Source organism: Streptomyces chumphonensis (assembly GCF_014779715.1).
GTDB lineage: Bacteria > Actinomycetota > Actinomycetes > Streptomycetales > Streptomycetaceae > Streptomyces > Streptomyces chumphonensis.
The window spans coordinates 199664-223643 of record NZ_JACXYU010000003.1 but is presented as its reverse complement, the minus strand read 5'-3'; the positions used below and the strand labels follow the sequence as shown (position 1 = coordinate 223643).

General features: G+C 74.8%; 23 protein-coding genes and 7 tRNA genes. 11 read left to right on the top strand and 19 right to left on the bottom strand.

Translation table 11 applies throughout. The features are described 5' to 3' along the window. Positions 1-22: 22 nt before the first annotated feature. The 4 genes from IF129_RS08750 to IF129_RS08735 all read right to left on the bottom strand — a co-directional run bounded on the left by IF129_RS08750 (position 23) and on the right by IF129_RS08735 (position 3093). The gene (locus IF129_RS08750) at positions 23-583 is read right to left on the bottom strand and encodes an HIT family protein (RefSeq protein ID WP_191208946.1); all 561 of its coding nucleotides are present in this window, start codon (positions 581-583) and stop codon (positions 23-25) included. 104 nt (positions 584-687) lie between these two features. Then, a complete protein-coding gene (gene thrS, locus IF129_RS08745; protein ID WP_191208945.1) occupies positions 688-2667 on the bottom strand; it encodes a threonine--tRNA ligase in 1980 nt (659 codons plus the stop codon). 160 nt (positions 2668-2827) lie between these two features. Further along, positions 2828-2899: transfer RNA gene (locus IF129_RS08740), tRNA-Val, on the bottom strand. A 122-nt stretch (positions 2900-3021) separates the two neighbouring features. Further along, a tRNA-Val gene (locus IF129_RS08735) sits at positions 3022-3093 on the bottom strand. A 261-nt stretch (positions 3094-3354) separates the two neighbouring features. On the opposite strand from IF129_RS08735, the gene IF129_RS08730 reads away from it, so the two are divergent. Together IF129_RS08730 and IF129_RS08725 are read left to right on the top strand one after the other, a co-directional pair. Next, positions 3355-3768 carry an SsgA family sporulation/cell division regulator gene (locus IF129_RS08730; RefSeq protein WP_191208944.1) on the top strand — a complete coding sequence of 138 codons (414 nt, stop codon included), beginning with the start codon at positions 3355-3357 and terminating at the stop codon, positions 3766-3768. A 220-nt stretch (positions 3769-3988) separates the two neighbouring features. Further along, positions 3989-4549, top strand: coding sequence for a CGNR zinc finger domain-containing protein (locus IF129_RS08725; protein WP_191208943.1), 561 nt, complete (start codon positions 3989-3991; stop codon positions 4547-4549). 46 nt (positions 4550-4595) lie between these two features. Here the strand turns inward: IF129_RS08725 and IF129_RS08720 are convergent, their stop codons facing one another. Next, a complete protein-coding gene (locus IF129_RS08720; protein ID WP_191208942.1) occupies positions 4596-4784 on the bottom strand; it encodes a hypothetical protein in 189 nt (62 codons plus the stop codon). Between the two features lie 69 nt (positions 4785-4853). Then, positions 4854-5309, bottom strand: a complete 456-nt coding sequence (locus IF129_RS08715; protein ID WP_191208941.1) for a hypothetical protein — start codon at positions 5307-5309, stop codon at positions 4854-4856. 69 nt (positions 5310-5378) lie between these two features. Between IF129_RS08715 and IF129_RS08710 the strand changes: the two genes are divergently transcribed. Next, positions 5379-5888 (top strand): DsbA family protein, encoded by a 510-nt coding sequence (locus tag IF129_RS08710; RefSeq protein ID WP_191208940.1) that lies wholly within the window; start codon positions 5379-5381, stop codon positions 5886-5888. A gap of 27 nt (positions 5889-5915) precedes the next feature. Here IF129_RS08710 and IF129_RS08705 read toward each other — a convergent pair whose 3' ends face one another. Genes IF129_RS08705 through IF129_RS08695 form a run of 3 tightly spaced genes read right to left on the bottom strand, consistent with a single transcriptional unit; the run spans position 5916 to position 8663 of the window. After that, complete coding sequence (locus IF129_RS08705; protein ID WP_191208939.1) at positions 5916-6746, bottom strand: GNAT family N-acetyltransferase; 831 nt, start codon at positions 6744-6746, stop codon at positions 5916-5918. A gap of 37 nt (positions 6747-6783) precedes the next feature. Beyond that, the gene (locus IF129_RS08700) at positions 6784-7602 is read right to left on the bottom strand and encodes an aminotransferase class IV (RefSeq protein WP_191209141.1); all 819 of its coding nucleotides are present in this window, start codon (positions 7600-7602) and stop codon (positions 6784-6786) included. 2 nt (positions 7603-7604) lie between these two features. Beyond that, positions 7605-8663 carry a chorismate-binding protein gene (locus IF129_RS08695; protein ID WP_191208938.1) on the bottom strand — a complete coding sequence of 353 codons (1059 nt, stop codon included), beginning with the start codon at positions 8661-8663 and terminating at the stop codon, positions 7605-7607. 110 nt (positions 8664-8773) lie between these two features. Between IF129_RS08695 and IF129_RS08690 the strand changes: the two genes are divergently transcribed. The 5 genes from IF129_RS08690 (at position 8774) to IF129_RS08670 (ending at position 9220) form a co-directional block, all read left to right on the top strand. After that, a tRNA-Gly gene (locus IF129_RS08690) sits at positions 8774-8846 on the top strand. Positions 8847-8885: 39 nt separating this feature from the next. Then, positions 8886-8959, top strand: a tRNA-Cys gene (locus tag IF129_RS08685). 1 nt (position 8960) lies between these two features. Beyond that, positions 8961-9032 (top strand) — tRNA-Val (locus tag IF129_RS08680). 22 nt (positions 9033-9054) lie between these two features. Beyond that, positions 9055-9126: transfer RNA gene (locus IF129_RS08675), tRNA-Val, on the top strand. A 22-nt stretch (positions 9127-9148) separates the two neighbouring features. After that, a tRNA-Val gene (locus IF129_RS08670) sits at positions 9149-9220 on the top strand. 207 nt (positions 9221-9427) lie between these two features. Here IF129_RS08670 and IF129_RS08665 read toward each other — a convergent pair. Continuing rightward, positions 9428-9661: a hypothetical protein gene (locus IF129_RS08665; RefSeq protein ID WP_191208937.1), complete on the bottom strand. Its 234-nt coding sequence runs from the start codon at positions 9659-9661 to the stop codon at positions 9428-9430. Positions 9662-10231: 570 nt separating this feature from the next. Here IF129_RS08665 and IF129_RS08660 point away from each other — a divergent pair. Then, positions 10232-11551, top strand: coding sequence for a serine/threonine-protein kinase (locus tag IF129_RS08660; RefSeq protein ID WP_191208936.1), 1320 nt, complete (start codon positions 10232-10234; stop codon positions 11549-11551). A 25-nt stretch (positions 11552-11576) separates the two neighbouring features. Here the strand turns inward: IF129_RS08660 and IF129_RS08655 are convergent, their stop codons facing one another. The 8 genes from IF129_RS08655 to IF129_RS08620 form a co-directional block, all read right to left on the bottom strand. Continuing rightward, on the bottom strand, positions 11577-12386 hold the full coding sequence (locus tag IF129_RS08655; RefSeq protein WP_191208935.1) for a TrmH family RNA methyltransferase: 810 nt from the start codon (positions 12384-12386) through the stop codon (positions 11577-11579). Continuing rightward, complete coding sequence (gene cobA / locus IF129_RS08650) at positions 12379-13635, bottom strand: uroporphyrinogen-III C-methyltransferase (RefSeq protein ID WP_191208934.1); 1257 nt, start codon at positions 13633-13635, stop codon at positions 12379-12381. Before cobA ends, IF129_RS08655 begins: the two co-directional genes overlap by 8 nt. A 146-nt stretch (positions 13636-13781) precedes the next feature. Continuing rightward, positions 13782-16931, bottom strand: a complete 3150-nt coding sequence (gene cobT / locus IF129_RS08645; protein ID WP_191208933.1) for a nicotinate-nucleotide--dimethylbenzimidazole phosphoribosyltransferase — start codon at positions 16929-16931, stop codon at positions 13782-13784. Positions 16932-17164: 233 nt separating this feature from the next. Continuing rightward, complete coding sequence (gene cbiE / locus IF129_RS08640; protein ID WP_191208932.1) at positions 17165-18394, bottom strand: precorrin-6y C5,15-methyltransferase (decarboxylating) subunit CbiE; 1230 nt, start codon at positions 18392-18394, stop codon at positions 17165-17167. Positions 18395-18445: 51 nt separating this feature from the next. Further along, positions 18446-19120, bottom strand: a complete 675-nt coding sequence (locus IF129_RS08635; protein WP_191208931.1) for a GNAT family N-acetyltransferase — start codon at positions 19118-19120, stop codon at positions 18446-18448. A 116-nt stretch (positions 19121-19236) separates the two neighbouring features. After that, the gene (locus tag IF129_RS08630; protein WP_191208930.1) at positions 19237-20082 is read right to left on the bottom strand and encodes a MetQ/NlpA family ABC transporter substrate-binding protein; all 846 of its coding nucleotides are present in this window, start codon (positions 20080-20082) and stop codon (positions 19237-19239) included. Positions 20083-20193: 111 nt separating this feature from the next. Further along, positions 20194-20862, bottom strand: a complete 669-nt coding sequence (locus IF129_RS08625) for a methionine ABC transporter permease (protein WP_191208929.1) — start codon at positions 20860-20862, stop codon at positions 20194-20196. Next, positions 20859-21920 (bottom strand): methionine ABC transporter ATP-binding protein, encoded by a 1062-nt coding sequence (locus IF129_RS08620; RefSeq protein WP_191208928.1) that lies wholly within the window; start codon positions 21918-21920, stop codon positions 20859-20861. The genes IF129_RS08625 and IF129_RS08620 overlap by 4 nt, the downstream gene beginning before the upstream one ends. A gap of 622 nt (positions 21921-22542) precedes the next feature. Between IF129_RS08620 and IF129_RS08615 the strand changes: the two genes are divergently transcribed. After that, a complete protein-coding gene (locus IF129_RS08615) occupies positions 22543-22911 on the top strand; it encodes a hypothetical protein (RefSeq protein WP_191208927.1) in 369 nt (122 codons plus the stop codon). A 1-nt stretch (position 22912) separates the two neighbouring features. Then, positions 22913-23353, top strand: a complete 441-nt coding sequence (locus IF129_RS08610; protein WP_191209140.1) for a hypothetical protein — start codon at positions 22913-22915, stop codon at positions 23351-23353. Between the two features lie 39 nt (positions 23354-23392). On the opposite strand, the gene IF129_RS08605 is transcribed toward IF129_RS08610, so the two are convergent. Beyond that, positions 23393-23896: a GNAT family N-acetyltransferase gene (locus tag IF129_RS08605; protein ID WP_191208926.1), complete on the bottom strand. Its 504-nt coding sequence runs from the start codon at positions 23894-23896 to the stop codon at positions 23393-23395. Positions 23897-23980: the final 84 nt, after the last annotated feature.

Below are 23980 nucleotides of genomic sequence, written 5' to 3'. Positions count from 1 at the left end.
CGCCGGGGGCGGGGCCCGGGCGTCAGGGGCGCGGCCACGCCTCGGCGATCATGTTCCGCGTGTCGGCCAGCAGCTGGGGCAGCACCCGGGTGTGCCCCACGACGGGCATGAAGTTCGTGTCGCCGCCCCAGCGCGGGACGACGTGCTGGTGCAGGTGGGCGGCGATCCCCGCCCCGGCGACGGCGCCCTGGTTGAGTCCGATGTTGAACCCCTGGGCCCCGGAGGCCACGCGCAGCGCGGTCATCGCCCGCTTGGTGAACTCCGCGAGCTCCGAGGTCTCGGCGGCCGTCAGGTCCGTGTAGTCCGCGACGTGCCGGTAGGGGACGGACATGCAGTGGCCGCCGGTGTACGGATAGAGGTTGAGCACCGCGTAGACGTGCTCGCCGCGGGCGAGGACGAGTCCGTCCTCGTCGCTCTTCTCCGGAATGTGGCAGAACGGGCAGCCGTCGGCGGGCCCCGGCCCGGACGGCTTGTTCTCGCCCTGGATGTACGCCATGCGGTGCGGCGTCCACAGACGCTGGAACGCGTCCGGCGCCCCGACCCCGATCTGCTGCTCCGGCTCGCTGCTCATGCGGGCCAGCATATGGCGTGCTCCCCCGGCGGCGTGTCGTCGGGGGACGGGGGACGACCGCCGGGGAGGACGGGACCCCGCACCGCGCGGATGCGGGGTCCCGGCACGCCCGCGGGTCAGACCTGCGCGCGTTCGGCGACGGCGAGGGCGATCTCCGCGAGGGCCTCGTCCTGCGGGATGCCGTTCTTCTGCGAGCCGTCCCGGTAGCGGAAGCTCACGGCGCCGTTGGCGACGTCCTCGTCACCGGCGATGACCATGAAGGGGATCTTGGCCTTCTGGGCGTTGCGGATCTTCTTCTGCATCCGGTCCGAGGAGGTGTCGACCTCCATCCGCAGCCCGCGCTTCTTCCCCTGGGCTGCGAACTCCTCCAGGTAGGGCACGTGGCCGTCGCCGATCGGGATGCCGACGGCCTGCACGGGGGCGAGCCAGGCGGGGAACGCCCCCGCGTAGTGCTCCAGCAGCACCGCGAAGAACCGTTCGATGGAGCCGAACAGCGCGCGGTGGATCATCACCGGCCGCTGCCGGGAGCCGTCGGCCGCCGTGTACTCCAGCTCGAAGCGCTTGGGCTGCTGGAAGTCCACCTGGATCGTGGACATCTGCCAGCTGCGGCCGAGGGCGTCCCGGGCCTGGACGGAGATCTTCGGCCCGTAGTACGCGGCGCCGCCCGGGTCCATGACGAGCGCGAGGCCCTGCTTGTCGGCCGCCGCGCGCAGGGCGGCCGTGGCCTCCTCCCACTCCTCGGGCTCGCCGATGAACTTCTCGGAGTCGTCCCGGGTGGACAGCTCCAGTTCGAAGTCGCCGAGGCCGTAGTCGCGGAGCAGGTCCAGGACGAAGGTGAGGAGGCCGTCCAGCTCGCCCGGCATCTGCTCGGTGGTGCAGTAGATGTGCGAGTCGTCCTGGGTGAAGCCGCGTGCGCGGGTCAGGCCGTGCACGACGCCGGACTTCTCGTAGCGGTACACGGTGCCGAACTCGAACAGCCGCAGCGGCAGCTCACGGTAGGACCGTCCGCGCGCCTTGAAGATCAGGTTGTGCATGGGGCAGTTCATCGCCTTGAGGCGGTAGTTCTGCCCCTCGAACTCCACGGGCGGGAACATGGACTCGGCGTAGTTCGGCAGGTGCCCGGAGGTCTCGAAGAGGCCCTCCTTGCTGATGTGCGGCGTGTTGACGAACTCGTAGTCCGACTCCTCGTGCCGCTTGCGCGAGTAGTCCTCCATGACGCGGCGCACGATGCCGCCCTTGGGGTGGAAGACCGCGAGCCCGGAGCCCAGCTCCTCGGGCACCGAGAAGAGGTCCAGCTCGGCGCCGAGCTTGCGGTGGTCGCGCTTCTCGGCCTCGGCGAGGAACTCCAGGTACGCCTTCAGCTCGTCCTTGGACGGCCAGGCGGTGCCGTAGATGCGCTGGAGCTGCTTGTTCTTCTCGCTGCCCCGCCAGTACGCGGCAGCCGAGCGCATGAGCTTGAACGCCGGGACGAGGCGGGTGGTGGGCAGGTGCGGGCCTCGGCAGAGGTCCTTCCAGCACAGCTCGCCCGTCTTGGCGTCCAGGTTGTCGTAGATGGTGAGCTCGCCGGCGCCGACCTCGGCGGAGGCGCCCTCGGCGGCGTCGGCGGCCGCGCCCTTGAGGCCGATCAGCTCCAGCTTGTAGGGCTCCCCGGCCAGCTCCGCACGGGCGTCCTCGTCGGTGGTGACGCGCCGGGAGAAGCGCTGACCGCGCTTGACGATCTCCTGCATCTTCTTCTCGACGCGCTTGAGGTCCTCGGGCTGGAAGGGGTGCTCGACGTCGAAGTCGTAGTAGAAGCCGTCCTTGATGGGCGGGCCGATGCCGAGCTTGGCCTCGGGGAAGAGCTCCTGGACGGCCTGCGCCATGACGTGCGCGGTGGAGTGCCGCAGGATGTCCAGACCGTCGGGGCTGGAGAGCTCGACGGGCTCGACGACGTCGCCGTCCGCCGGCACGTGGGCGAGGTCCCTCAGCTGCCCGCCGACGCGCACCGCGACGACCGAGCGCTGCCCCTCGAAGAGCGCGGCGGCCGTCGTGCCCGTGGTCACCACGCGCTCTTCCCGCTCGGAATCGCGTTGGACGGTCACACGGACATCGGACACCGGATCTCTCCCTTGGCTCTGCGGGGCCTGCCCGGGCGGACGCCGGGGGCAGGCCCGAATCGTACCGAGCCGCCGGGTGGGGACGCGAAGTGGTTCCGGGGCAGGCGGGAGCCCGGACGCACGAAAGCCGGTCCGTCTCGGACGGACCGGCTTGCCGGAGTGGGCGATACTGGGTTCGAACCAGTGACCTCTTCGGTGTGAACGAAGCGCTCTTCCGCTGAGCTAATCGCCCCCGGTGCTCTGCGGCACGGAGAGAACCATACAGGCGCCGCGAGACTTCCACCAAACCGTGTGGCGCCGAACGGTCCGACACCACGGGCCCGGAAGCGCGTGCTCCCGGGCCCGGACAGGCGGTGGGCGATACTGGGTTCGAACCAGTGACCTCTTCGGTGTGAACGAAGCGCTCTTCCGCTGAGCTAATCGCCCGCGCTGCGGCGCCAACATTACCCCATGTCAGTGGCCCGGATGACCATGGACGCCCCCGGCCCGAGCCGGGTGCACCGGCTCGGGAATCACCCCCACCGCTCACCGGGATGGACGAATGGCGCAAAGCCGCAATCCGCTGTACGAATGACATGAAGCGGTACAAAACGGTCAGAGGGGTTTACAACCGGCCGGTAGGTGGCATGTCGATTGCGCCGACGTGCGAACCCCCGAGCGCACACTGAGCGAAAGGCCCTGGCGCTTATGAACACCACGGTCAGCTGCGAGCTGCACCTGCGCCTCGTTGTATCGAGCGAGTCCTCCCTGCCCGTCCCCGCGGGCCTGCGGTATGACACGGCCGACCCCTACGCCGTGCATGCGACCTTCCACACCGGCGCCGAGGAGACCGTCGAGTGGGTTTTCGCCCGCGATCTCCTCGCCGAGGGCCTGCACCGGCCCACCGGCACGGGAGACGTCCGTGTCTGGCCCTCCCGAAGCCACGGGCAGGGCGTCGTCTGCATCGCCCTCAGCTCCCCGGAGGGCGAGGCGCTGCTGGAAGCGCCCGCGCGGGCGCTGGAGTCGTTCCTGAAGCGGACCGACGCCGCCGTCCCTCCCGGCACCGAACACCGTCACTTCGACCTCGACACGGAGCTCTCCCAGATCCTCGCGGAGAGCTGACGCCCCCGACTCCGTGCCGTCCGACTCGGGGCGACGGCGCGGACCGCTCCACCGCGCGGAACACCGATGCCGCCGCCGCGGCTGCCTGTGGCGGCGGCATCGGCGTGTTCACGACCAGCTAGAGTCTCCGGTCAATGACGCTCCGGAACCGTCGCCCGACGGTCCGGCGATGACGGACGATGGGTACAGACGTGTACACCAGCCTGGGGAGCGACCGACCGTGCTGATCAACCACGACACCCGGCACGCGCTCGACGTGGTCGTCGACCTGCTCAACACGGCGCCGGACTCCGGCTCCCCCGACACGCTGCGTGACGTGGAGGAGCTGCGCGCCTACGTACGACGCAACCACTTCAGCGGCGTGGACGCGCTGACGGACGAGGACGTCGCCGCCGTGCGCCGCGTACGGGACCAGCTCGGCCGGATCTTCGCCGCCACCGACGTGCGGACCGCCTCCGCACTGGTCAACGCACTGGTCGCCGAGGCGGGCACCACGCCCCAGCTCACCGACCACGACGGCCACGACTGGCACGTCCACTACTTCGCACCGGGCGCCTCCGTCGCCGACCACCTCGCGGCGGACGGCGGGATGGCGCTGGGCTTCCTGCTCGTCGCCGGTGAGCGGGAGCGGCTACGCCGCTGCGCCGCCCCCGACTGCGGACGCGCCTTCATCGACCTCTCACGCAACCGCTCCCGGCGCTACTGCGACAGCCGCACCTGCGGCAACCGGCTCCACGTGGCCGCCTACCGGGCCCGGCAGCGGGAGGCCGCCGGAAGCTGAGCGCGGCCGGTCCCCCCGGGACCGGACCGGGTCTGGCCGGCGGGTCTCAGAGCACGAAGAGGTCGTGCACGGCGGTGATCAGCAGCAGGGCTCCGATCACCGCCAGGAAGAGCATGAGCGGCGGTTGGGAGAGGGCGAACAGGCAGCCGCGCGGCTCGTGCTCCGGGGGCGGGGCGGCCGGCTCGGAGGAGTCCGGCGGAGCGGGCGGTGCGGAGTGGGGCGGGAAGTACGGCATCTCGCCGCGATGATCGCCCAGGACCGCCCCCCGCACGGCGTCAACACGCCCGGGAAGAAGGAGAGTTCGTCAGATCCCGTGCTTCTTGAGGATCTCCTCGATGTCCGAGAAGTCCTCGCCGCCTCCCGGCGACGGGGCCGACCCGCCCGGCCTGCGGCCCTCGACGGGGGCCGCCGACCGGCCGGGCCCGGTGGCCGGGGCCCCACCGGCGGCCTCGGCGGCCCGGCCCCGGCGCGCGGAACGACCCCCGGCGACGCGGGCCACCACGTACAGCACCACCGACACCGCCAGGACGCCGAAGCCGATCCACACGCCCGGGTCCAGGACGAGGTCCGCCGCCCACGAGCCGATGGACCGGGCGACGTCCCCGAACATGCCGAGCAGCCCGGACAGGGCCAGCCCGATCGGCACCAGGGAGATCGCCGCGATCCGGGTGGCGGCGACGAAACGGCGGCGCCAGGCGGTCAGGAACGACACGGCCAGCCCGGCTGCGGAGAGTGCGGCGCACACGGTGACGGTCAGCATGTCTCCATCCTGCACCCGATCCCGCCCTCCGCGGGACCTCGGGTCCGGCCCGACTGACAGACTGTCCGCATGACCGACACCCCGGCCGCCGTCGCCGTCCTCGACGCCTGGTTCGACCTCCAGTGCCCCGACTGCCACACCGCCCTCGCGGATGTGGACCTGCTGCGGGAGCGCTACGGGCAGCAGGTGGACGTCCGGTTCCGGCACTTCCCCCTCGCCAAGAACCGGCACGCGTACGCGGCGGCGCAGGCGGCCGAGGAGGCGTACGCGCAGGAGCGCGGGGAGGAGTACGTCCGGGCGCTGCTGGCCCGGACGGCCGGGCTGCGCGAGCGCGGGGAGCCGGTGCTGCTGGAGGTGGCCGAGGAGGTCGGCGTCGACGCCGAGGAGATCGACACGGCCCTGATCGACGGCCGGCACCTGCTCGCCGTCGACGCCGACCAGGCCGAGGGCAGAGCTCTGGGGGTGACCGGGACGCCCACCTACGTCATCGACGGGCGGCGCCTGGACGGCGGCCGGAGCCAGGAGGGCCTGCGCGAGCGGATCGAGGAGACCGCCGACCGGCTGCTGGGGCGCGGCTGAGCCACGGCTCCGCGCGACACACACCCCCTACAGGAGCCGCTTCGCGTAGTGGTGGTGGGTCGCGCGGTAGCCGAGTGAGGTGTAGAGGCCGAGGGCGGTGGTGTTGGCCGTGAAGACGTTCAGGGTCAGCACGGGGACGCCCGCGGCCAGGCACTCCCGTTCCGCGACGCGCAGCAGGGTGCGGCCGTGGCCCTTCCCCCGGTGGCCCGGCTCGACCCGGACCGTGTACAGATAGGCGCCCGCGCCGGTGGGGCCCTCCGGGGCCAGCCACAGCGTGCCCACGTCGACCCCGTCGTGCGCGAGGACGCGCAGGACGGCCCCGGGCGTGCGCGCCCCGTCGGGCAGGTACACGGCGTGGTCGTGGTCCGCCTTGGCGGCCGCCTCGGCCGCGTCGAGCCCCTCCTGCGCCCAGGTACGGGCGTAGCGGCCCTTCTCCGCGCTCTGCCAGGCACGGAACTCCTCATCGCCCATGCGGCGGTCCGCGCTGCCCGGGGGCAGGACCGGCGGGGGCGCGGTGACCTCCTTGGCCAGGTGTCGGTTGCTCTCGCGGTATCCGAGCGCCGTGGCGAGCCGCCGCGCCGCCTCGGCGCCGGCGGGAATCTCGGTGCGGACACGGCGGCAGCCCCAACTGCGCAGGATCTCCTCGGCGGCCAGGACGGCGACGGTGGCCCGGCCCCGGCGCCGCTGGTCCGGGTCGACGGTGAGCTCCCGGACGAAGCCGGTGGCCAGCGGCGGCGGGGCGGTGGCGAGCCGGACGCCGCCGACCGGGCGGCCGTTCACGCAGACGGCGTAGGTGCGCGATCGGCCGCCGTCGGCCGCCTGCGTCTCGGCCCCGTTCGGGCGCAGCGTGGTGGTCATCGCAGATTTCTACCCGGTGCCGGGCCCGGACGCACCCTCAGGGGTCGAGGTCGGCGCCGGAGCGCTCGTCGAAGGTCCGCATGGCCTTGGTCGTGACGGGTCCCGGCGCCTCCGGCAGCTCCCGGCCGTCGACACGGCGGACGGCCTGGACGTCCCGCAGCGACGAGGTCAGGAAGACCTCCTGCGCGCGCTCCAGGACGTCCACGGGGAGATCGGCCTCGCGGGCCCCGCTCCACTCGAGCACCAGCTCGCGGGTGATGCCGGCCAGGCAGCCCGAGGCGAGGGGCGGCGTGTACAGCTCGCCGTCGAGGACGACGAACACGTTGGATCCGGTGCCCTCGCACAGCGCGCCGGTGCTGTTGGCGAACAGCGCCTCGGAGGCGGCGGCCCGGTGGGCGTGGGCGAGCGCCACGACGTTCTCGGCGTAGGAGGTCGTCTTCAGGCCGGTGAGGGCGCCGCGCTCGTTGCGCGTCCAGGGCACGGTGACGACGGCCGTGGTGTCGGGCCTGCGCCGGGCCTCGCCGAGGGCCACGACGAGCGTGGGCCCCGCCTCGCCCCGGTCGGAGCCGAGCGGGGACACGCCGCCGGTGTAGGTGATGCGCAGTCGCCCGAGCGGCACGGCGGCGGCGTCGAGGACGGCGGCGCAGGCGCGGCGCACCTCGTCCTGGTCCGGTTCGGGCAGGCCCAGGCCCCGGGCGGACCGGGCCAGGCGGCGCAGGTGGCGGGTGAGGGCGAAGGGACGTCCGTGGACGGCCTTGACGGTCTCGAAGACGCCGTCGCCCACGGTGAGCCCGTGGTCGAACACCGACACCCGCGCGCTGTCCGCGTCCTGCAGCCTGCCGTCCAGCCAGATCAGCGTCACGGCCTACCTCCCGTTGCGACGTGCTCGTGTGCCCCCGACGCTACCGCCAGGAGGCGCTCGGCCTTGAGTTCCGTCTCCGCCCACTCGCCCTGCGGGTCGGAACCCCAGGTGATGCCGGCGCCGGTGCCGAAGCGCAGGGCGGCGCCCCCGGGGGCGGTGCGGTCGATCCAGAAGGTGCGGATGCCGACGGCGAGCTCGCCCGTGCCCCGGTCCGCGTCGACCCAGCCGACGCCTCCGCAGTAGGGGCCGCGTGGCACCGGCTCCAGGGAGCGGATGATCCGCAGGGCGCTGGACTTGGGAGCGCCGGTGACCGAGCCGGGCGGGAAGGTGTGGGCGAGGAGCTCGGGCCAGCCCGCGCCGCCGGCCAGCTCCCCCCGCACCGTGGAGACCAGGTGCACGAGCCCGGGGTGCTGTTCGACGGCGCACAGGGCCGGGACGGAGACGCTGCCGGAGGCGCACACCCGTCCCAGGTCGTTGCGGACGAGATCGACGATCATGACGTTCTCGGCGTGGTCCTTCTCCAGCAGCCCGTCCTCGGTGCGGGCCGTCCCCTTGATGGGCCCGGACAGGACCGTCCGCCCGGCGCGGCGCAGGTAGAGCTCGGGTGAGGCGGTCGCCACCTCGACGCCGTGGGCGGGGAGCCGGACGACGCCGGCGTGGGGCGCCGGGTTGCCGTGGGCGAGCCGGCCGCCGAGCGCGTCGATGTCGGCGGCGTCCGGGTCGGGCAGCGGCGCGCTGAGGACGCGGCAGAGGTTCGCCTGGTAGACGTCCCCGGCGGCGATGTGCTCGCGGACGCGGGCGACGGCCGCGGTGTAGGCGGCGCGGTCCAGGGACGACGTCCAGCTCCCCCGGCGCGGGCCGCGCCAGGGGGTCGGCGGCGCGGCGGCGGGCGCGCGCCGCACGTGGCCGAAGCGGGCACACAGCAGGCGGCCCTCGAAGTCGGCGACGACGGCCCACCAGCCGCCGGACTCCAGCGCCCGGGGGTCGTCGGTGACATCCCGCAGGTCGGAGGCCACGAGGGCGCCGAAGCGGGCGAGGGGTACGGATTCGAGCACGCCTTCGAGTCTAGGACGGGCACGCTGGGTGAACGGAATTTGAGCTGGCCCGGGAATCCGCTAGAGTTCAACACGTCGCCGGGCCGCCACAACGGGCCCCGGAGGCACCTGCGGACGTGGCTCAGTTGGTAGAGCATCACCTTGCCAAGGTGAGGGTCGCGAGTTCGAATCTCGTCGTCCGCTCGGACAGTGGGGGCTGTACTCATCGGCCCCCGCGCTCCTGGTGGAGTGGCCGAGAGGCGAGGCAACGGCCTGCAAAGCCGTCTACACGGGTTCAAATCCCGTCTCCACCTCCATGGACGATTAGCTCAGCGGGAGAGCGCTTCCCTGACACGGAAGAGGTCACTGGTTCAATCCCAGTATCGTCCACTGGTCCGGCGACGGACCGCCCGCGCGATTAGCTCAGCGGGAGAGCGCTTCCCTGACACGGAAGAGGTCACTGGTTCAATCCCAGTATCGCGCACGGGTCCGGCGACGGACCGCCCGGACGATTAGCTCAGCGGGAGAGCGCTTCCCTGACACGGAAGAGGTCACTGGTTCAATCCCAGTATCGTCCACCGCCCAACGCCCCGGCCCTCTCGTGGTCCGGGGCGTTCTTCTGTGCCCGCACGTGCTTGCGTGGGCACAGCCCGGCCGCCGACGTCGCGGGGCCCGGGCGGTCGATGCCCGCCCGGGCCCGCGTGCCGTCCGCCGCACCCCCGTCCCCACGGGGTCGGTCAGGAAATCCCCAACCCGGGCCGCTCTCCCGGGCCCGGAGCGCCTGCTCAGCGCCCCAGCATTCCTGCCACGGACGACGCCTGGGTGATCACGGCCTCCACGCCGCCGAAGAGCACGGCGAGGCACAGGGCGAGGGGGATGACCATGGCCGCGGCCACCAGGGGGTGCCGCGTGCCCGAGGGCCGGGTCCGCACACCGGAGCCACCGTCCGCGCGCCGGAGGTGGGCCTCCGGGCGCCGTCCCGGTGCCCGGAGGGCCGCGCTTCCCGCCGTGCTCGCCATGCTCAGCTCCCGTCGTGATCGAGGGCGGCGGGTGAGTGACCTCGGGGGACGAGTGCAGCACCCGCCGCTTGCCTTCAAAACTAGGCGGCGCGGCGGGCCGGGGCGTCATGCCGGCGTACCGAACGGGGGGCATCCCGCAGGAGGACCCCACGGGCCGCGTCCTACTCCCCAGGGTGGAGAGGCGGCCCGTCCGTACCGGGGGTGTCCCCCAGGGGTCCGGCGCGCCGCCCGCACGGGCCGGTGGTGACCTCGGTCACCACCGGTGCCCGGCACCGCGGGCGGCGACGGCCCCGCGCGCGGCGGCCGTTCACCGTCACGGAGTCGGACGAAGTGCGCGAGCGTGACTGGCGGTACGTCAGATGCCAGTGCGACGCGCGCAGTTGACCTGCGGCCCTGCCGGGGGCGCCGCCAGCTCCCCGGCTGCGCAACCGAATTGCCGCACCGGCGGCGCGGGCAACGTGTCCACGCCGAGTGCGCGGCCTTACGGCGTGCGGAGGCGCCAGTCCGTAAGCTGTGGACCGTCAACGGATCGGCATGTGGGGCCTCCCCACCGGAGGTAGGGGAAGGGACATGGCGATGATGCGGCTCCGACGTGAGGACCCGCGAGTCGTCGGCTCGTACAAGCTCCACCGGCGGCTGGGCGCGGGCGGGATGGGGGTCGTCTACCTCGGTTCGGACCGGCGCGGCCAGCGGGTGGCGCTGAAGGTCATCCGGCCCGACCTCGCCGAGGACCAGGAGTTCCGCGCCCGTTTCGCCCGCGAGGTCTCGGCGGCGCGGCGCATCCGCGGGGGCTGCACGGCCCGCCTCGTCGCCGCCGACCTGGAGGCGGACCGCCCGTGGTTCGCCACCCAGTACGTACCCGGGCCGTCGCTGCACGACAAGGTGAACGAGGGCGGCCCGCTGCCCCCGGCACAGGTCGCCGCGATCGGGGCCGCGCTGGCGGAGGGCCTGGTCGCGGTGCACGAGGCCGGGGTCGTCCACCGGGACCTCAAGCCGTCCAACATCCTCCTGTCCCCCAAGGGGCCGCGCATCATCGACTTCGGCATCGCCTGGTCCACGGGCGCGAGCACCCTGACCCACGTGGGCACCGCCGTGGGCTCCCCCGGGTTCCTGGCTCCGGAGCAGGTGCGCGGGGCGGGCGTGACCCCGGCGACCGACGTCTTCTCCCTCGGCGCGACGCTGGCCTACGCCGCCACCGGCGACTCCCCCTTCGGGCACGGCAGTTCCGAGGTGATGCTCTACCGGGTCGTGCACGAGGAGGCGCAGCTCCAGACGGTGCCGCCGGCCCTGGCGCCGATCGTGTACGCCTGCCTGGCCAAGGCGGCGCCGGAGCGCCCGACGACGGCCCAGCTCTCACTGCGGCTCAAGGAGATCGCCGCCCGCGAGGCCCGGGGGCTGCCGGAGGGCATGACACCGATCCCGCGCCCGGCCCTCCGGCGGGCCGCGGACCCCGTGGCCTCGCGCGGTGAGCGGGGCACCCGTCCCACCCCCCGGCCCGCCCCGCGTCCCACGCCCCGCCCCGCTTCGCGCGGCGCGGGCCCGGCGGGGGACGGCGGCCGGGCGGGGGACCGTCGCACTCCGCCGCCGCGTACCGTACCGGGCCCCGGTCGGCGGCCCGCGTCGGAGCGGCGCACGGCCGGGGACCCTCCCGCGCGGCGGCCCCGCCGCGCCCAGCGTCACCCGACGCGCCCGCACGGGCGCGGCGGTGGCCCGGACCGGCGGCTGATGCGGCAGCGCCTGGTCGTCTTCGTGACGGTCACCCTGCTCGTGGCGCTCGGGATCGCGGTGGTGCAGGGATGCCAGGGGCGGGCCGGGCACGCGCAGCGCTCGGCGCCCGCGTCCGGCACGGCCCCGGCCGTGCCGGACGGGGCGGTTCCGACGCCGGGTTGAGCGGCGGCCGTCGGCGTCGTGGCGGTCAGCGGGACGGGCGGGTGGCGTAGAACGCGACGGCCGAGGCGGCGGCGACGTTGAGGGAGTCCACCCCGGCGTCCATGGGGATGCGCACGTGCGCGTCGGTGGCGGCCAGCGCCCCCGGTGTCAGTCCCTCTCCCTCGGTCCCCAGGACCAGGGCGAGTCTCGGATGGCGCCGGGCGGCCAGCTCGTCCAGGGTGACCGACCGCTCGCCCAGGCAGAGGGCCGCGGTGACGAAGCCCGCCCGGCGCAGCAGGGCCAGGTCGTCCGGCCAGGTGGTCAGGCGTGTCCAGGGCACGTGGAAGACGGCGCCCATGGAGACCTTCACGGCGCGGCGGTACAGCGGGTCGGCGCAGCGCGGGCTGAGGAGGACGGCCCCCACGCCGAGGGCAGCCGCGTTGCGGAAGGCCGCCCCCAGGTTGGCGTGGTCGACGATGTCCTCGAAGACGGCGACCCGGTCGGTGCCGTCGAGCAGGTCCTCCGGGGGCGGCAGGGCGTGGCGTTCCATCGAGGCGAGCGCGCCCCGGTGCACGTGGTAGCCGGTCACCCGCTCGGCGACCTCGGGGCTGACCAGGTACACCGGCGCGGTGGCGGCCTCGATGACGTCGCGCATCGGCCCGGCCCACTTGGCGGACAGCAGCATCGACCGCATGGGGTGCCCGGCGGCCAGGGCGCGCCGGACGACCTTCTCGCCCTCGGCGATGAACAGCCCCTCGGCCGGTTCGCGGCGACGCCGCAGCGCGACGTCGGTCAGGGAGGTGTAGTCGTGCAGCCGGGGGTCGTCCGGGTCCTCGACGGTGACCGGCTCAGCCACCCGCGCCGCCCTCGGCGTCCGGCGTCCCGGGGCCGGGTGCGTCGGGGCGGACGGCGACGACGTCGCCGATGACGATGACGGCCGGCGGGCGGACCTCTTCCGCGCGCACCCGCTCACCGACGGTGGCCAGGGTGGCGTCCACCCGGCGCTGGGTGGCCATGGTGCCCTCCTGGACGACGGCCACCGGGGTGTCCGCGTCCCGGCCGTGGGCGATCAGCGCCTCGGCGATCGCGCCGATCCGTTCGACGGCCATGAGCAGGACGAGCGTGCCGCGCAGGGCGGCGAGCGCGCGCCAGTCCACGAGCGAGCGGGCGTCGTCCGGAGCGACGTGGCCGCTGACGACGGTGAACTCGTGGGCCACGCCCCGGTGCGTCACGGGGATGCCGACGGCGCCCGGCACGCTGATGGAGCTGGAGATGCCCGGGACGACGGTGACGGGCACACCGGCCCGCGTCAGCTCCTGCACCTCCTCCATCCCCCGGCCGAAGACGAAGGGGTCGCCGCCCTTGAGCCGGACGACGGACTTGCCCTCCTTGGCGTAGGCGACCAGGGCCTGGTTGATGGCCTCCTGCGCCATGAACCGGCCGTAGGGGATCTTCGCGGCGTCGACCACCTCGACGTGCGGGGGCAGTTCGTCCAGCAGGTCGCGCGGCCCGAGCCGGTCGGCGATGACGACGTCGGCCTCCGCGAGCAGCCGCCGCCCCCGCACGGTGATGAGGTCCGGGTCCCCCGGGCCGCCGCCGACCAGGGCCACCCCGGGCGTCCTGGTGCGGTACTGGGGGGCGGCGAGCGTGCCGTCGCGCAGCCCCTCGACCACGGCGTCGCGCACGGCCGCCGAGCGGCGCGGGTCGCTGCCGGTCAGGACGGCCACCGTGACGCCCTCGCTGCGGCCGGTCGCGGGCGTCCACGCGGTCGCGGCGTCGGCGTCGTCGCTGCGCACCGCCCACACCCGGTGGGCCTCGGCCTCGGCGGAGGCGGCGTGGTTGGCGGCCGGGTCGCTGGTGGCGATGAGCGCGTACCACGCCTGCGCCAGGTCGCCCGGACGGTAGGTGCGCCGCTCCCAGGTCAGCTCGCCCGTCTCCGCCATGGCCTCCACGGAGGGTGTCGCGGAGGGCGAGACCAGCAGGACGTCCGCCCCCGAGGCGACGAGGGCGGGCAGCCGCCGCTGGGCGACGCCACCCCCGCCGAGGACGACCACGCGGCGGCCGGTCAGCCGCAGTCCGACGGGATAGGCGGGCGTGTCGGGCATGGCGGTGCGGCTCCTCGGGCGGTGGTGCTGAGCCGCTGCGGCGGTGAAGCGGCGTCGTCGGTCGGTCACGACGGTGCGGTCGGCGTGTCGGCACCATCGTAGACGGCGGGTGTTACGGGAGTGTGGCGTCGGCCCTGGTCGGCCGGTCAGCCCTTCTCGGTCACACCCGCCGCGTCGAACGTCGCCACCTCGTGCATCGCGCGCGCGGCGGACTGGACGACCGGGAGGGCGAGGAGGGCACCGGTGCCCTCGCCGAGCCGGAGGTCCAGGTCCACCAGCGGGCGCAGGCCCAGCTTGGTGAGGGCGACCACGTGGCCGGGCTCCGCACCGCGGTGGCCGGCCACGCAGGCGGCCAGCGCCTCCGGTGCGATGGCGCGGGCCACCAGGGCCGCGGCCCCGGCGCTGACGCCGTCGAGGATCACCGGGGTCCGCAGGCTCGCGCCGCCGAGAATGAGGCCGACGAGCGCGGCGTGCTCCAGCCCGCCGAGCGCGGCGAGGACGCCGATGGGGTCGCCCGGGTCCGGTTGGTGGAGTTCCAGGGCGCGGCGGACGACGTCGATCTTGTGGCCGTGCATCTCGTCGTTGATGCCGGTGCCCCGGCCCGTCACCTCGGCCGGGTCCGTGCCGGTGAAGGCCGAGATCAGGGCGGCGGAGACCGTGGTGTTGGCGATGCCCATCTCGCCGGTGAGCAGCGCCCGGTTGCCCGCCGTGACCAGGTCGCGTGCGGTCTCGATGCCGACCTCGATCGCGCGCACGGCCTCGGCGCGCTCCATGGCGGGGCCGGCGGTGATGTCGGCCGTGCCCGGGCGCACCTTGCGCGGCAGCAGCCCCGGGGTGGCGGGCAGTTCGGCCGCCACGCCGACGTCCACCACGCACACCTCGGCGCCCACCTGGTTCGCGAAGGCGTTGCAGACGGCGCCGCCGCCCAGGAAGTTGGCCACCATCTGGGCGGTGACCTCCTGCGGCCAGGCGGTGACGCCCTGGGCGTGCACCCCGTGGTCGCCGGCGAAGACCGCCACGGCGGCGGGTTCGGGGACCGGCGGCGGGCACTTGCGCGCCAGGCCGCTGAGCTGCGCGGAGATGATCTCCAGCATGCCGAGCGCCCCGGAGGGCTTGGTCATGCGCTTCTGCCGTTCCCACGCCTCGCCGAGAGCCTTGGCGTCCAGCGGGCGGATGCCCGCGAGGGTCTCGGCCAGCAGGTCGCTGGGCGCGCCGCCGGGCAGGACCCGGCGGCCGTAGGACTCCTCGTGCACGACCCAGGCCAGCGGGCGCCGCTTGGACCAGCCCGCCTGTGCGAGCTCGGGCTCGTCGGGGAAGGCGTCGACGTACCCGATGCACAGGTAGGCCACGACCTCCAGGTGCTCCGGCAGGCCGAGCGCCGTCACCATCTCGCGCTCGTCGAAGAAGCTCACCCAGCCGACGCCGAGCCCCTCGGCCCGGGCGGCGAGCCACAGGTTCTCCACCGCCAGCGCCGAGGAGTAGGGCGCCATCTGCGGCTGGGTGTGGCGGCCGAGGGTGTGCCGCCCGCCGCGCGTCGGATCGGCGGTGACGACGATGTTGACCGGGGTGTCGAGGATGGCCTCGATCTTCAGTTCCTTGAACTGCTTGGCCCGCGCGCGGGGCAGCGACTTGGCGTACGCCTCACGCTGCCGCACGGCCAGCTCGTGCATCGCCCGGCGGGTCTCCTCCGAGCGGATGATGACGAAGTCCCACGGCTGGGAGTGGCCGACGCTCGGCGCGGTGTGGGCCGCCTCCAGGACGCGCAGCAGCACCTCGTGCGGGATCGGGTCGGAGCGGAAGCCGTTGCGGATGTCGCGGCGCTCGCGCATGACCCTGTGCAGCGCCTCGCGTTCGGCGTCCGGGTAGCCGGGGGCCGGCGGGGTCCGGGGCGGTTCGGGCTGCGCGGGGGCGGCGGCCTCGGCCTCGGCGTCCGGGGGCACGGCCGCCTCGGCGTCGGGGGCGGACTCGGCGTCGGGGGCGGACTCGGCCTCGGGGGCGGACTCGGCCTCGGGGGCGGGCGGTGCCGTTCCGGCCGCGTCCGACGGTGTCTCGCCGGGCGCGGGTGTCGCACCGTCGGGGGCTTCCGGGGCCACGGGGGTCTCGGCGACGGCCTCCGCGACGGCCGGTTCCGGCTGCGCGACGGGCTCGGGCGCAGCGTCGGCGGGGGCCGCCTCGACCACGGGCGCGGGTACGGCGTCCGGGGCGCCGACGCCGTCGGTCGCTTCCACCGTCTGCGGTACCTCGACCGTCGCCTCCGGGTGCACCGGCCCCTGCGGGGACTCGGCCGGGGTCGGCTCGACGGCGACCGGCTCGGCGGCCGGCTCCTGCGCCACCACGGCCTGCTCCTGCGGCTGTTCGACGATCGGGGCGGGCGCGGGCCCGGCCGCGCCGGCGGGGCCCTCGGGGGTCTCCACCGGCGCGACGGGCTGTGCACCGGGCTCGGCGGACGGCTCCGGGTCCGGCGCGGGGGCCTGCGGCTCGGGCCGCGCCACCGGCTCGGCGAGCGCCTCGGCGGCCGGGTCGGGGCCCGGCGGGGGTGCCTGCGGGGAGGGGCCGGCCGGCTCCGCGTCCGGCTGCGGCCGGCCGCCCGGGGCGTGGTCCGCCGGGACGGACCACGCCCCGGGCTGCACGGGCGTGGCGACGTGCTGCGGCTCGAAGCCGGCCGCCGGCTGCTCCGCCGCCGGGGCGTACCCGCCCTCGGCGGGGAGCGCGGGGCCCCGGCCCGCGTCGGGGTGTCCGGGGACCGCGTACTCGGGCGCGTGCGGTGCGGGGTACTCGGCGGCCGGGGCCGGGCCGGGGGGCGCGGCCGAGGGCGTGGGGCCGCGGTCGGCCAGCGACCGGACCGCGCCGGACTGCTCGGGGACCGGCGGGCCGAGGTGCAGCGGACGGCGCGGGGCACCGCCGACGGGACCGCCGGTGTGGCCGGCGCCCTGCGGGTACTCGGGCGCCGGGGCGTACTCCGGCCCCTGGGCGTACTCGGAGGCGGGCCCGTACTCGGGGGCCGGGGCGTACTCGGGGGCGTACTCCTGGTGGCCCGTGGCACCGCCCGCCGTGTCGTGCGGGCCCGGGAGGTGCGCGGCGGAGGGGACCGGCTGGGCGGGGGTGGAGTGCACCGACTCGTTCCACGCGCCCTGCGCACCGGGCATGAGCAACTGGTCGTCCTCGTCGCCCACCGCTCCGCCGGCGGCCGGGTCCGCGAAGGTGTACGTGCCTGAGGCGGGCGTGTGCGCCTGCTCCGGCTGTGCGCCTGCGTTCTCCGGCAGTCCCTCAGCCGGGACGTGGCCGGTGTCAGTCATGCGTACCCCTCGCCATCGGTAGTGCTCCTTCGAGTCCCCGTGGGACTCCCCCGCTGGGAGAACGAGCATGCGCCGCGCGCGGCACGTCTCCCGCCGTCGCCATCCGTACATTGCCGAACAAAGCGTCAACTCAGGGTGACGGCACAACAGGCGGTCAGCCTACCGGTCCTGCCCGGACCGACCGGCCGGGGGTGGGCGACTGACCCCGGTTGGTCACGGTTGTCCGCGACAGATCACATCCGGGTGGCGGCGAGCAGGAAGACGACGGTGCGGTCCCGTTCCGACCAGCGGGTCGTGTCCAGTTCGAGGGTCTGGAGCAGCACGCACTCGACGGCGTACCCGGCCTCGGCCAGGACCCGGCCGAGTGCCTCGGCCTCGTCGCGGTTGCCGGCGTGGGTGACGAGGCGCTCGGGCCGCCGGTCGGCGCAGGCGGTGACCGTCCGCAGGCCCCCGCCGCCCACCCGGACGACGTCGGGCTCGGGCAGGTCCTGGAGTACCTGCGGGGCACCGCCGTGCACGACCTGGAGCTGGACGCCCCGGTGCCGGGCGGCGGCGGTGGTGCGCGCGCACGCCTCGGCGTTGCGGTCGACGGCGATGACGGCGGCACCGAAACCGGCGGCCTCCACGGCGACGGCGCCGCCGCCCGTCCCGATGTCCCACACCAGGTCGCCGGCGCGCGGGCCGAGGCGGGCCAGCTGGGCGGCGCGGAGCTGGGCCGACTCGCCGGTGGTCGGGCGGGCGGGCGGGGCGCCGGGGGCCGGACGCGGCAGCGCCCAGCCGCGGTGCTCGCGCGGGTAGCCCGGCTCCCGGCCCGCGATCCACCCGCTGCCCTGTCCGGTGCCGGCGCCCGCCCCCGCGCCGTGTCCGCCGACGACGATGACGACGTTCGGGTCGCGCCAGACGTGGTCGGCGACCTTGTCGGAGGTCAGCACCGTCATGCGCTCGCGGGTGGTGCCCGGTTCCTCGCAGATGACGAACGTGCGGTGCACGTCGCCGAGGAGCAGGGCCAGTTCGGCGGGCCCCGCGCCGGGCGAGGTGAGGACGGCCACCTTGGGGTGGGCACGGCAGACGTTGACGGCGCGGCGCAGGGTCCGGCTGCCCGCGACGACGACCTGGGCGTCGTCCCACGGCATGCCGGCGCGGGCGAAGGCGGCGGCCACGGCGGAGACGGCGGGGACGACCTCGACCTCCAGCCCGTGCTCGGGGGCGCGCAGGGCGCGGACGACGCCGAAGAAGCCGGGGTCGCCGTCGGCGAGCACCACGGCGGTGCCCCGGTGCCGGGCGACGCGGCGGGCGGCGAGGGTGATGCTGCCCAGCCGGACGCGTTCGGCGGCGGCCGGGACGTCGGGCAGGTCGAGGTGGTGGGCGGCACCCGCGACGAGGGTGGCGGCGCCGAGCGCGGCGCGGGCCGGGGCGCCCAGGGGAGAGCCGTCCCAGCCGATCACGGTGACACGGTCGGCCATCGGCTTCGGGTCTCCTGCGGGGGTGAGGGGCGATGGGCGGGCGCGATGAGATTACCCGAGGCTCCCGCGCGGCTCGGCGGGGGTGCGCTCGACGACGGCGGGCGGCTCCTCGCCCGTCTCGTCGACGTCCTCGGGCAGGAGGCTCCAGACGATGAGGTCGGTGCGGGCGTCGGTCCACTCGCCCGTGGCCTCCGGGTCTCCGGCGCCCCGGTCGTCGGTGCGCACGCGCGTCGTCCCGGCGTTGCGCAGGACGCCCTCGCTGATGCAGCCGATCTTCTGGGCCACCTGCTGGGCGGCGGTGTTGCCGGCGGCGGTGCGCAGTTCCAGGCGGGCGAAGCCCTGGTGGCCGAAGAGCCAGCCGGAGACGGCCAGCAGCGTCTCCGCGGCGTACCCCTCGCCGCGGGCCCACTGGGCGACGACGTAGCGCACCTCGGTGGCGGCGGTGCGCCAGTCGGTGTTGCGCAACTCGACGCTGCCCACGAGCCGTCCGGTGAGGAACTCGCTGACGGCGAGGACGATGCCGCTCCCGCAGGAACGCCGCAGCGGGGCCCGCCGGGTGACCCAGTCCCGGGCGTGGCTCTCGGTGAAGGGGTGCGGGACGTCCGTCCACGCGGTGACGAGGTCGTCGTTCATCATGTCGGTGAGCGCGGGGATGTCCGCTTCCTCGAACGGTCGCAGCACGAGCCGGTCCGTACTGATGGAGATGTCCGGGAAACTGGAAGTCATGCGCCTCTCCGTGCCGACGGGGTCGTCCGCACAGCATGCAGCATGGCCGCGGGCGCGCGCCGGGCCGGTCCCTCGACGGGTGAGGGACCGGCCCGGTGGGCGGCGGACCGCGCCGGTCAGTCCCGCGCGGTGCCGAAGGCGGGGACGACGGAGCCCGCGTACTCGTCCTCGATGAACGCCCGCACCTCCTCGGAGTTGAGGAGCCCCGCGAGCGTGCGCACCTGCGGGTCGTCCTCGTCGCCCTCCTTCACCGCGAGGAAGTTGGCGTACGGGTTGCCCTCGGCGGTCTCCAGCGCGAGGGCGTCCTCGGCCGGTGCCAGCCCGGCCTCGATGGCGTAGTTGCCGTTGATGACGGCCGCGTCCACCTCGCCGAGGGCGCGAGGCAGCGTGGCGGCCTCCAGCTCCTTGAAGCGCAGGCCCTTGTCGTCGGCGATGTCGGCGACGGTGGCGTCCTGGCCCGCGCCGTCGGCGAGTTCGATCAGTCCGTGCTCCGCGAGCAGGTGCAGGGCCCGGCCGCCGTTGGTGGTGTCGTTGGGCAGCGCGATCGTCGCCCCGGCCCCGAGGGCGTCGAGGGCGTCGGCGTCCTCGGAGTACAGGCCGAGCGGCTCCAGGTGGACGTCGGCGACGGGGGTGATGTGGGTGTCGTTCTTGGCGTTGAAGTCGTCGAGGTAGGGCCGGTGCTGGAAGTAGTTGGCGTCGACGTCGCCGCTCTCCGTGGCGGTGTTGGGCAGGACGTAGTCGTTGACCACCCGGACCTTGAGGTCCAGGCCGGCGTCGTCGGCCAGGTGGTCGCGGACGTACTCCAGGATCTCGGCGTGCGGGGTCGCGGAGGCGGCGACGGTGAGCGTCGCGCCGTCGCCCGAGGCGTCGTCGCCGGGGTCCGAGGCGGTACCGCAGGCGGTGAGGCCGAGGGTGAGCGCGGCGGTGGCCGCGACGGCGGCGGTGATGGTGGTGGTACGCACGAGGAGTGCTCCCTTTTCGGATGGCGCCTGCCCGACGAAGAGTTCGGGCCTGTGGCGGTGGTGTGCGGTGGGTCCGCGGTGGATTCCGCGGGGGCTTGGGGGCGCGGCCGTTCAGCCGGTGCGTTCGCGGCGGCCGAGGAGCCGCACGGCGGCGTCGCCGAGCAGTTGGACGAGGGTGACCAGGGCGACGAGCACGGCGACGGTGACGAGCATCAGCGTCGTCTCGAAGCGCTGGTAGCCGTAGGTGTGGGCGAGGTCCCCGAGGCCGCCGGCCCCGACGACGCCGGCCATCGCCGAGTAGCCGATCAGCACGATGACGGTGGTGGTCAGCCCGGCCACGAGCGAGGGCAGCGCCTGCGGCAGGAGGACCTTGAAGACGACGGTGCCGGTACCGCCGCCCATGGCCTGCGCGGCCTCGACCAGGCCGCGGTCGACCTCGCGGACGGCCGTCTCGACGAGCCGGGCGAAGAACGGCACGGCGCCGACCGCCAGGGGCACGACGGCCGCCGTCGGACCGATGAAGGTGCCGACGACCGCGCTGGTGAACGGGATCAGGGCGACGAGCAGGATGACGAACGGCAGCGAACGCCCCACGTTGACGACGGCGCCGACCACCCGGTTCACCGCGAGGTTGCGCAGCATGCCGCCGCGGTCGGTGAGGACGAGCAGGACCCCGAGCGGGACGCCGCCGAGCGCGGCGACGAGCGTGGACCAGCCGACCATGTAGAGGGTGTCGACGCACGCCTGGGTCAGCAGGGGCTGCATCTGGGTCCAGGTCATCGGGTGGCCTCCTTCGTCGGCGCGGCGGACGCCTGGGCGTCGGCCGGTGCGGCGCCGGTGACGACCTCCACCGCGAGGCCCTGTTCGCGCAGGAAGCCGATGGGCACGACGTTGTCGCTGAAGCGGCCGGGCAGTTCGATCCGCATGCGGCCGATCTGCGCTCCGCCGACGGTGTCCATCGCCGCGCCCAGGATGGAGACGTCGACGTGGTAGGTGCGGGCGAGTTGGGAGATCAGCGGCCGTCCGGTGGCCGCGCCGTGGAAGGTGACGTCCACGACGGTGCGGTCGCCGTCCTCGGGTGGCGGACCGCCCACGGGGAAGAGCGCGGCGGCCAGGGCCGAGCCGGGGGTGGCGAGCAGCTCGCGGACGGTGCCGGACTCCGCGATCCGTCCGTCCCGCATGAGGGAGGCCGAGTCGCACACCGTCTTGACGACGTCCATCTCGTGGGTGATGAGCAGGACGGTCAGGCCCAGTTGCCGGTTCAGATCGCGCAGGAGGGCGAGGACGGAGGCGGTGGTCTCGGGGTCGAGCGCGGAGGTGGCCTCGTCCGACAGCAGCACCTTCGGGTCCCCGGCCAGCGCGCGGGCGATGCCCACGCGCTGCTTCTGGCCACCGGAGAGCTGGGCGGGATGGGCCCGCGCGTGCGGGGCGAGCCCGACCAGGTCGAGGAGGTCGAGCGCCTTGCGGCGGCGCTCGGCGCGCCCGAGGCCGAGGATCTCCAGGGGCAGTTCGACGTTGCCCCGGACCGTGCGCGAGGAGAGCAGGTTGAAGTGCTGGAAGACCATGCCGATGCGGCTGCGGGCCTGCCGCAGGGCGGCGGAGGGGCGGGCGCCCCGTCCGGCGAGGGCCGTCAGGTCCCGGCCGTCGACCGTCACCGTGCCGGAGGTCGGCGTCTCCAGCAGGTTGACGCAACGGATCAGGGAGGACTTCCCGGCCCCGCTCTGGCCGATGACGCCGTGGACCTCGCCCTCCTGGACGTGCAGGTTCACCCCGTCCAGGGCGGTGACCTCGCGGTCGCGCGTGCGGTAGACCTTCGTCAGGTCCGTGGTGGTGATCACTGGGATTCCGTGACTGTCGGGCACGCCGGGGCCCGTGCGGGGCGGGCGTGCGGGGGTGTGTCGGTGCCGGAAGGCGGCGTGCGCCGCGGTGCGCCCGGCGCGCGCGGACCGGGAGCCCGGGGGGGCCGGGCACACTGGTCGGGCGGGTCGGTCAGGCGGCGGTGCGCACGGGCTCGCTTCGGGGCGCGAGGCTGCTTCGGTAGGGGCCCTCAGCGGTCACACATTCGACGCATGCAGCGGGCACCGGGCAGGGAGGTCGCCTCGGTGACGTGAAGGTGGCCGCGCGTCGTGCTCATGGGGCAAGTCAAGCAGACGGCCGCCCGAACGTCCCATCGACGGAGACGCCTGTCCGGATAGTGGACGTCGCCGTCGGTGGTCGCGCTCGGCGCGGTCCGCCGGGCACCCCATGTCCGCACCGGCTCTGACCTGCGGCGCAGTCGGCTCCGAGGGGTCACACCCGCAGGGCGGACCGGGCCCGGGGAGCGGCGCGTCCTGTGGTCAAGACCACGTCGCCCCCGGCGTCCCCGGACGCCCCCGAGGCCCCCGGACGTCGCGGGCCACCGGGGACGCGGCGGAGCACCCGGAAACGGCCGAAGCGGGGCGGCGCAGTACAGTCGCTGCCATGTTCACCCCGCTGACGGTCGCGGTCGCCGTGGCCGCGCTCGCGCTGGCCGCCTGGTGCGGCCTGGCGGCCTACCGGAACGAGCCCACCAAGGACTGGCACTTCGCCGGGATGGCGGTCGTCACGCTGCTCGCGCTGGCGCAGCTGGTCGTCGGCGTCGTCCGACTCGCGGGCGGCGCCGAGGCGGACGACGGCACGGTGGTCTTCGTCTCCTACCTCGTCGGCTGCGCCTGCGCGATCCCGGCCGTCGCGTTCCTGTCCCTGTCGGAGCGGACCCGCTGGGGTTCGGCGACGGTGGCCGCGGGCGCCGTGGTCCTGGCCGTCCTGCAGGTGCGGCTCTACGACATCTGGGGAGGCGCGGGTGCCTGAGGTGACACGTCCCCGGCGGTCGGCGGGGAGGGCCGGGGGCGATCCGGCGGACGGCGGACGGATCGGTTCCGGCCCCGGCCGGCTGCTCGTCACGCTCTACGCGGTGTTCGCCGTGGGGGCCACCTCGCGCTCGGCCTACCAGATCGCCACCCGCTTCGAGGAGGCCCCGCTGCCCTACGCGCTCTCGGCCGTGGCCGCCGTCGTGTACTGCGCCATCACCGTCGCCCTGGTGCGCGGCGGGGAGGCGGCGCGCAGGACGGCGCTGGCGGGGTGCGTGGCGGAGCTGGCCGGGGTGCTCGTGGTCGGCACGTGGTCCGTCTTCGACCCGGAGGCGTTCCCCGACACCACCGTCTGGTCGGCCTACGGCATGGGGTACCTGTTCATCCCCCTGGTGCTGCCCGTCGTCGGGCTGCTGTGGCTGCGGCGGTCCCCGGCGTCCTGAGCGGAGCGGGGACGGCCGGCGGCCGCCCCCGGGCAGGCGTCAGGCGCTGGTGGTGTACGCCTCGGCCACGGCGGCCTTCTCCAGGGTGATGAGGCTCAGCCGGGAAGAGACCCGCTCGGTGCCCGAGGCGACGTAGCCGCAGCGCCGGTACAGCCTCAGGTTGCCCTCGCTGCGGTGGCCGGTGAAGAGGCGGAACCGACGGGCGCCCTGCTCCCCGGCGAGGCGGTCCTCCAGGGCGGTCAGCAGCCGGCCGCCGAGGCCGTGGCGTTGCAGCCGGGGGTGGACGACGAGCTTGTTGATGTGCGCGGTGCCCTCCGCGTCGACGGTGCCGCGCACCGAACCGACGACCTCCCCGCCGAGCCGGGCCACGAGGACGACCCCGCCGGCCAGCTCGTCGCGCAGCGCCTCCAGCGTCTGGGTCAGCGGCTCGATACTCCAGTCACGGTAGAGCTCCGCCTCGCTCTGGTAGCACAGGTACTGGAGCTTGAGGATCTGCTCGGTGTCCTGGCCGGTCGCCGCAGAGATGGTCACGCTCATGCCCATGTGCGCACGCCTCTTTCTGGTGTCTCGAGCCCGCCGCGCCGGGGAGTGAGGGTCGCGCGGACGGGCGGGGCTGCCCTGGTGACG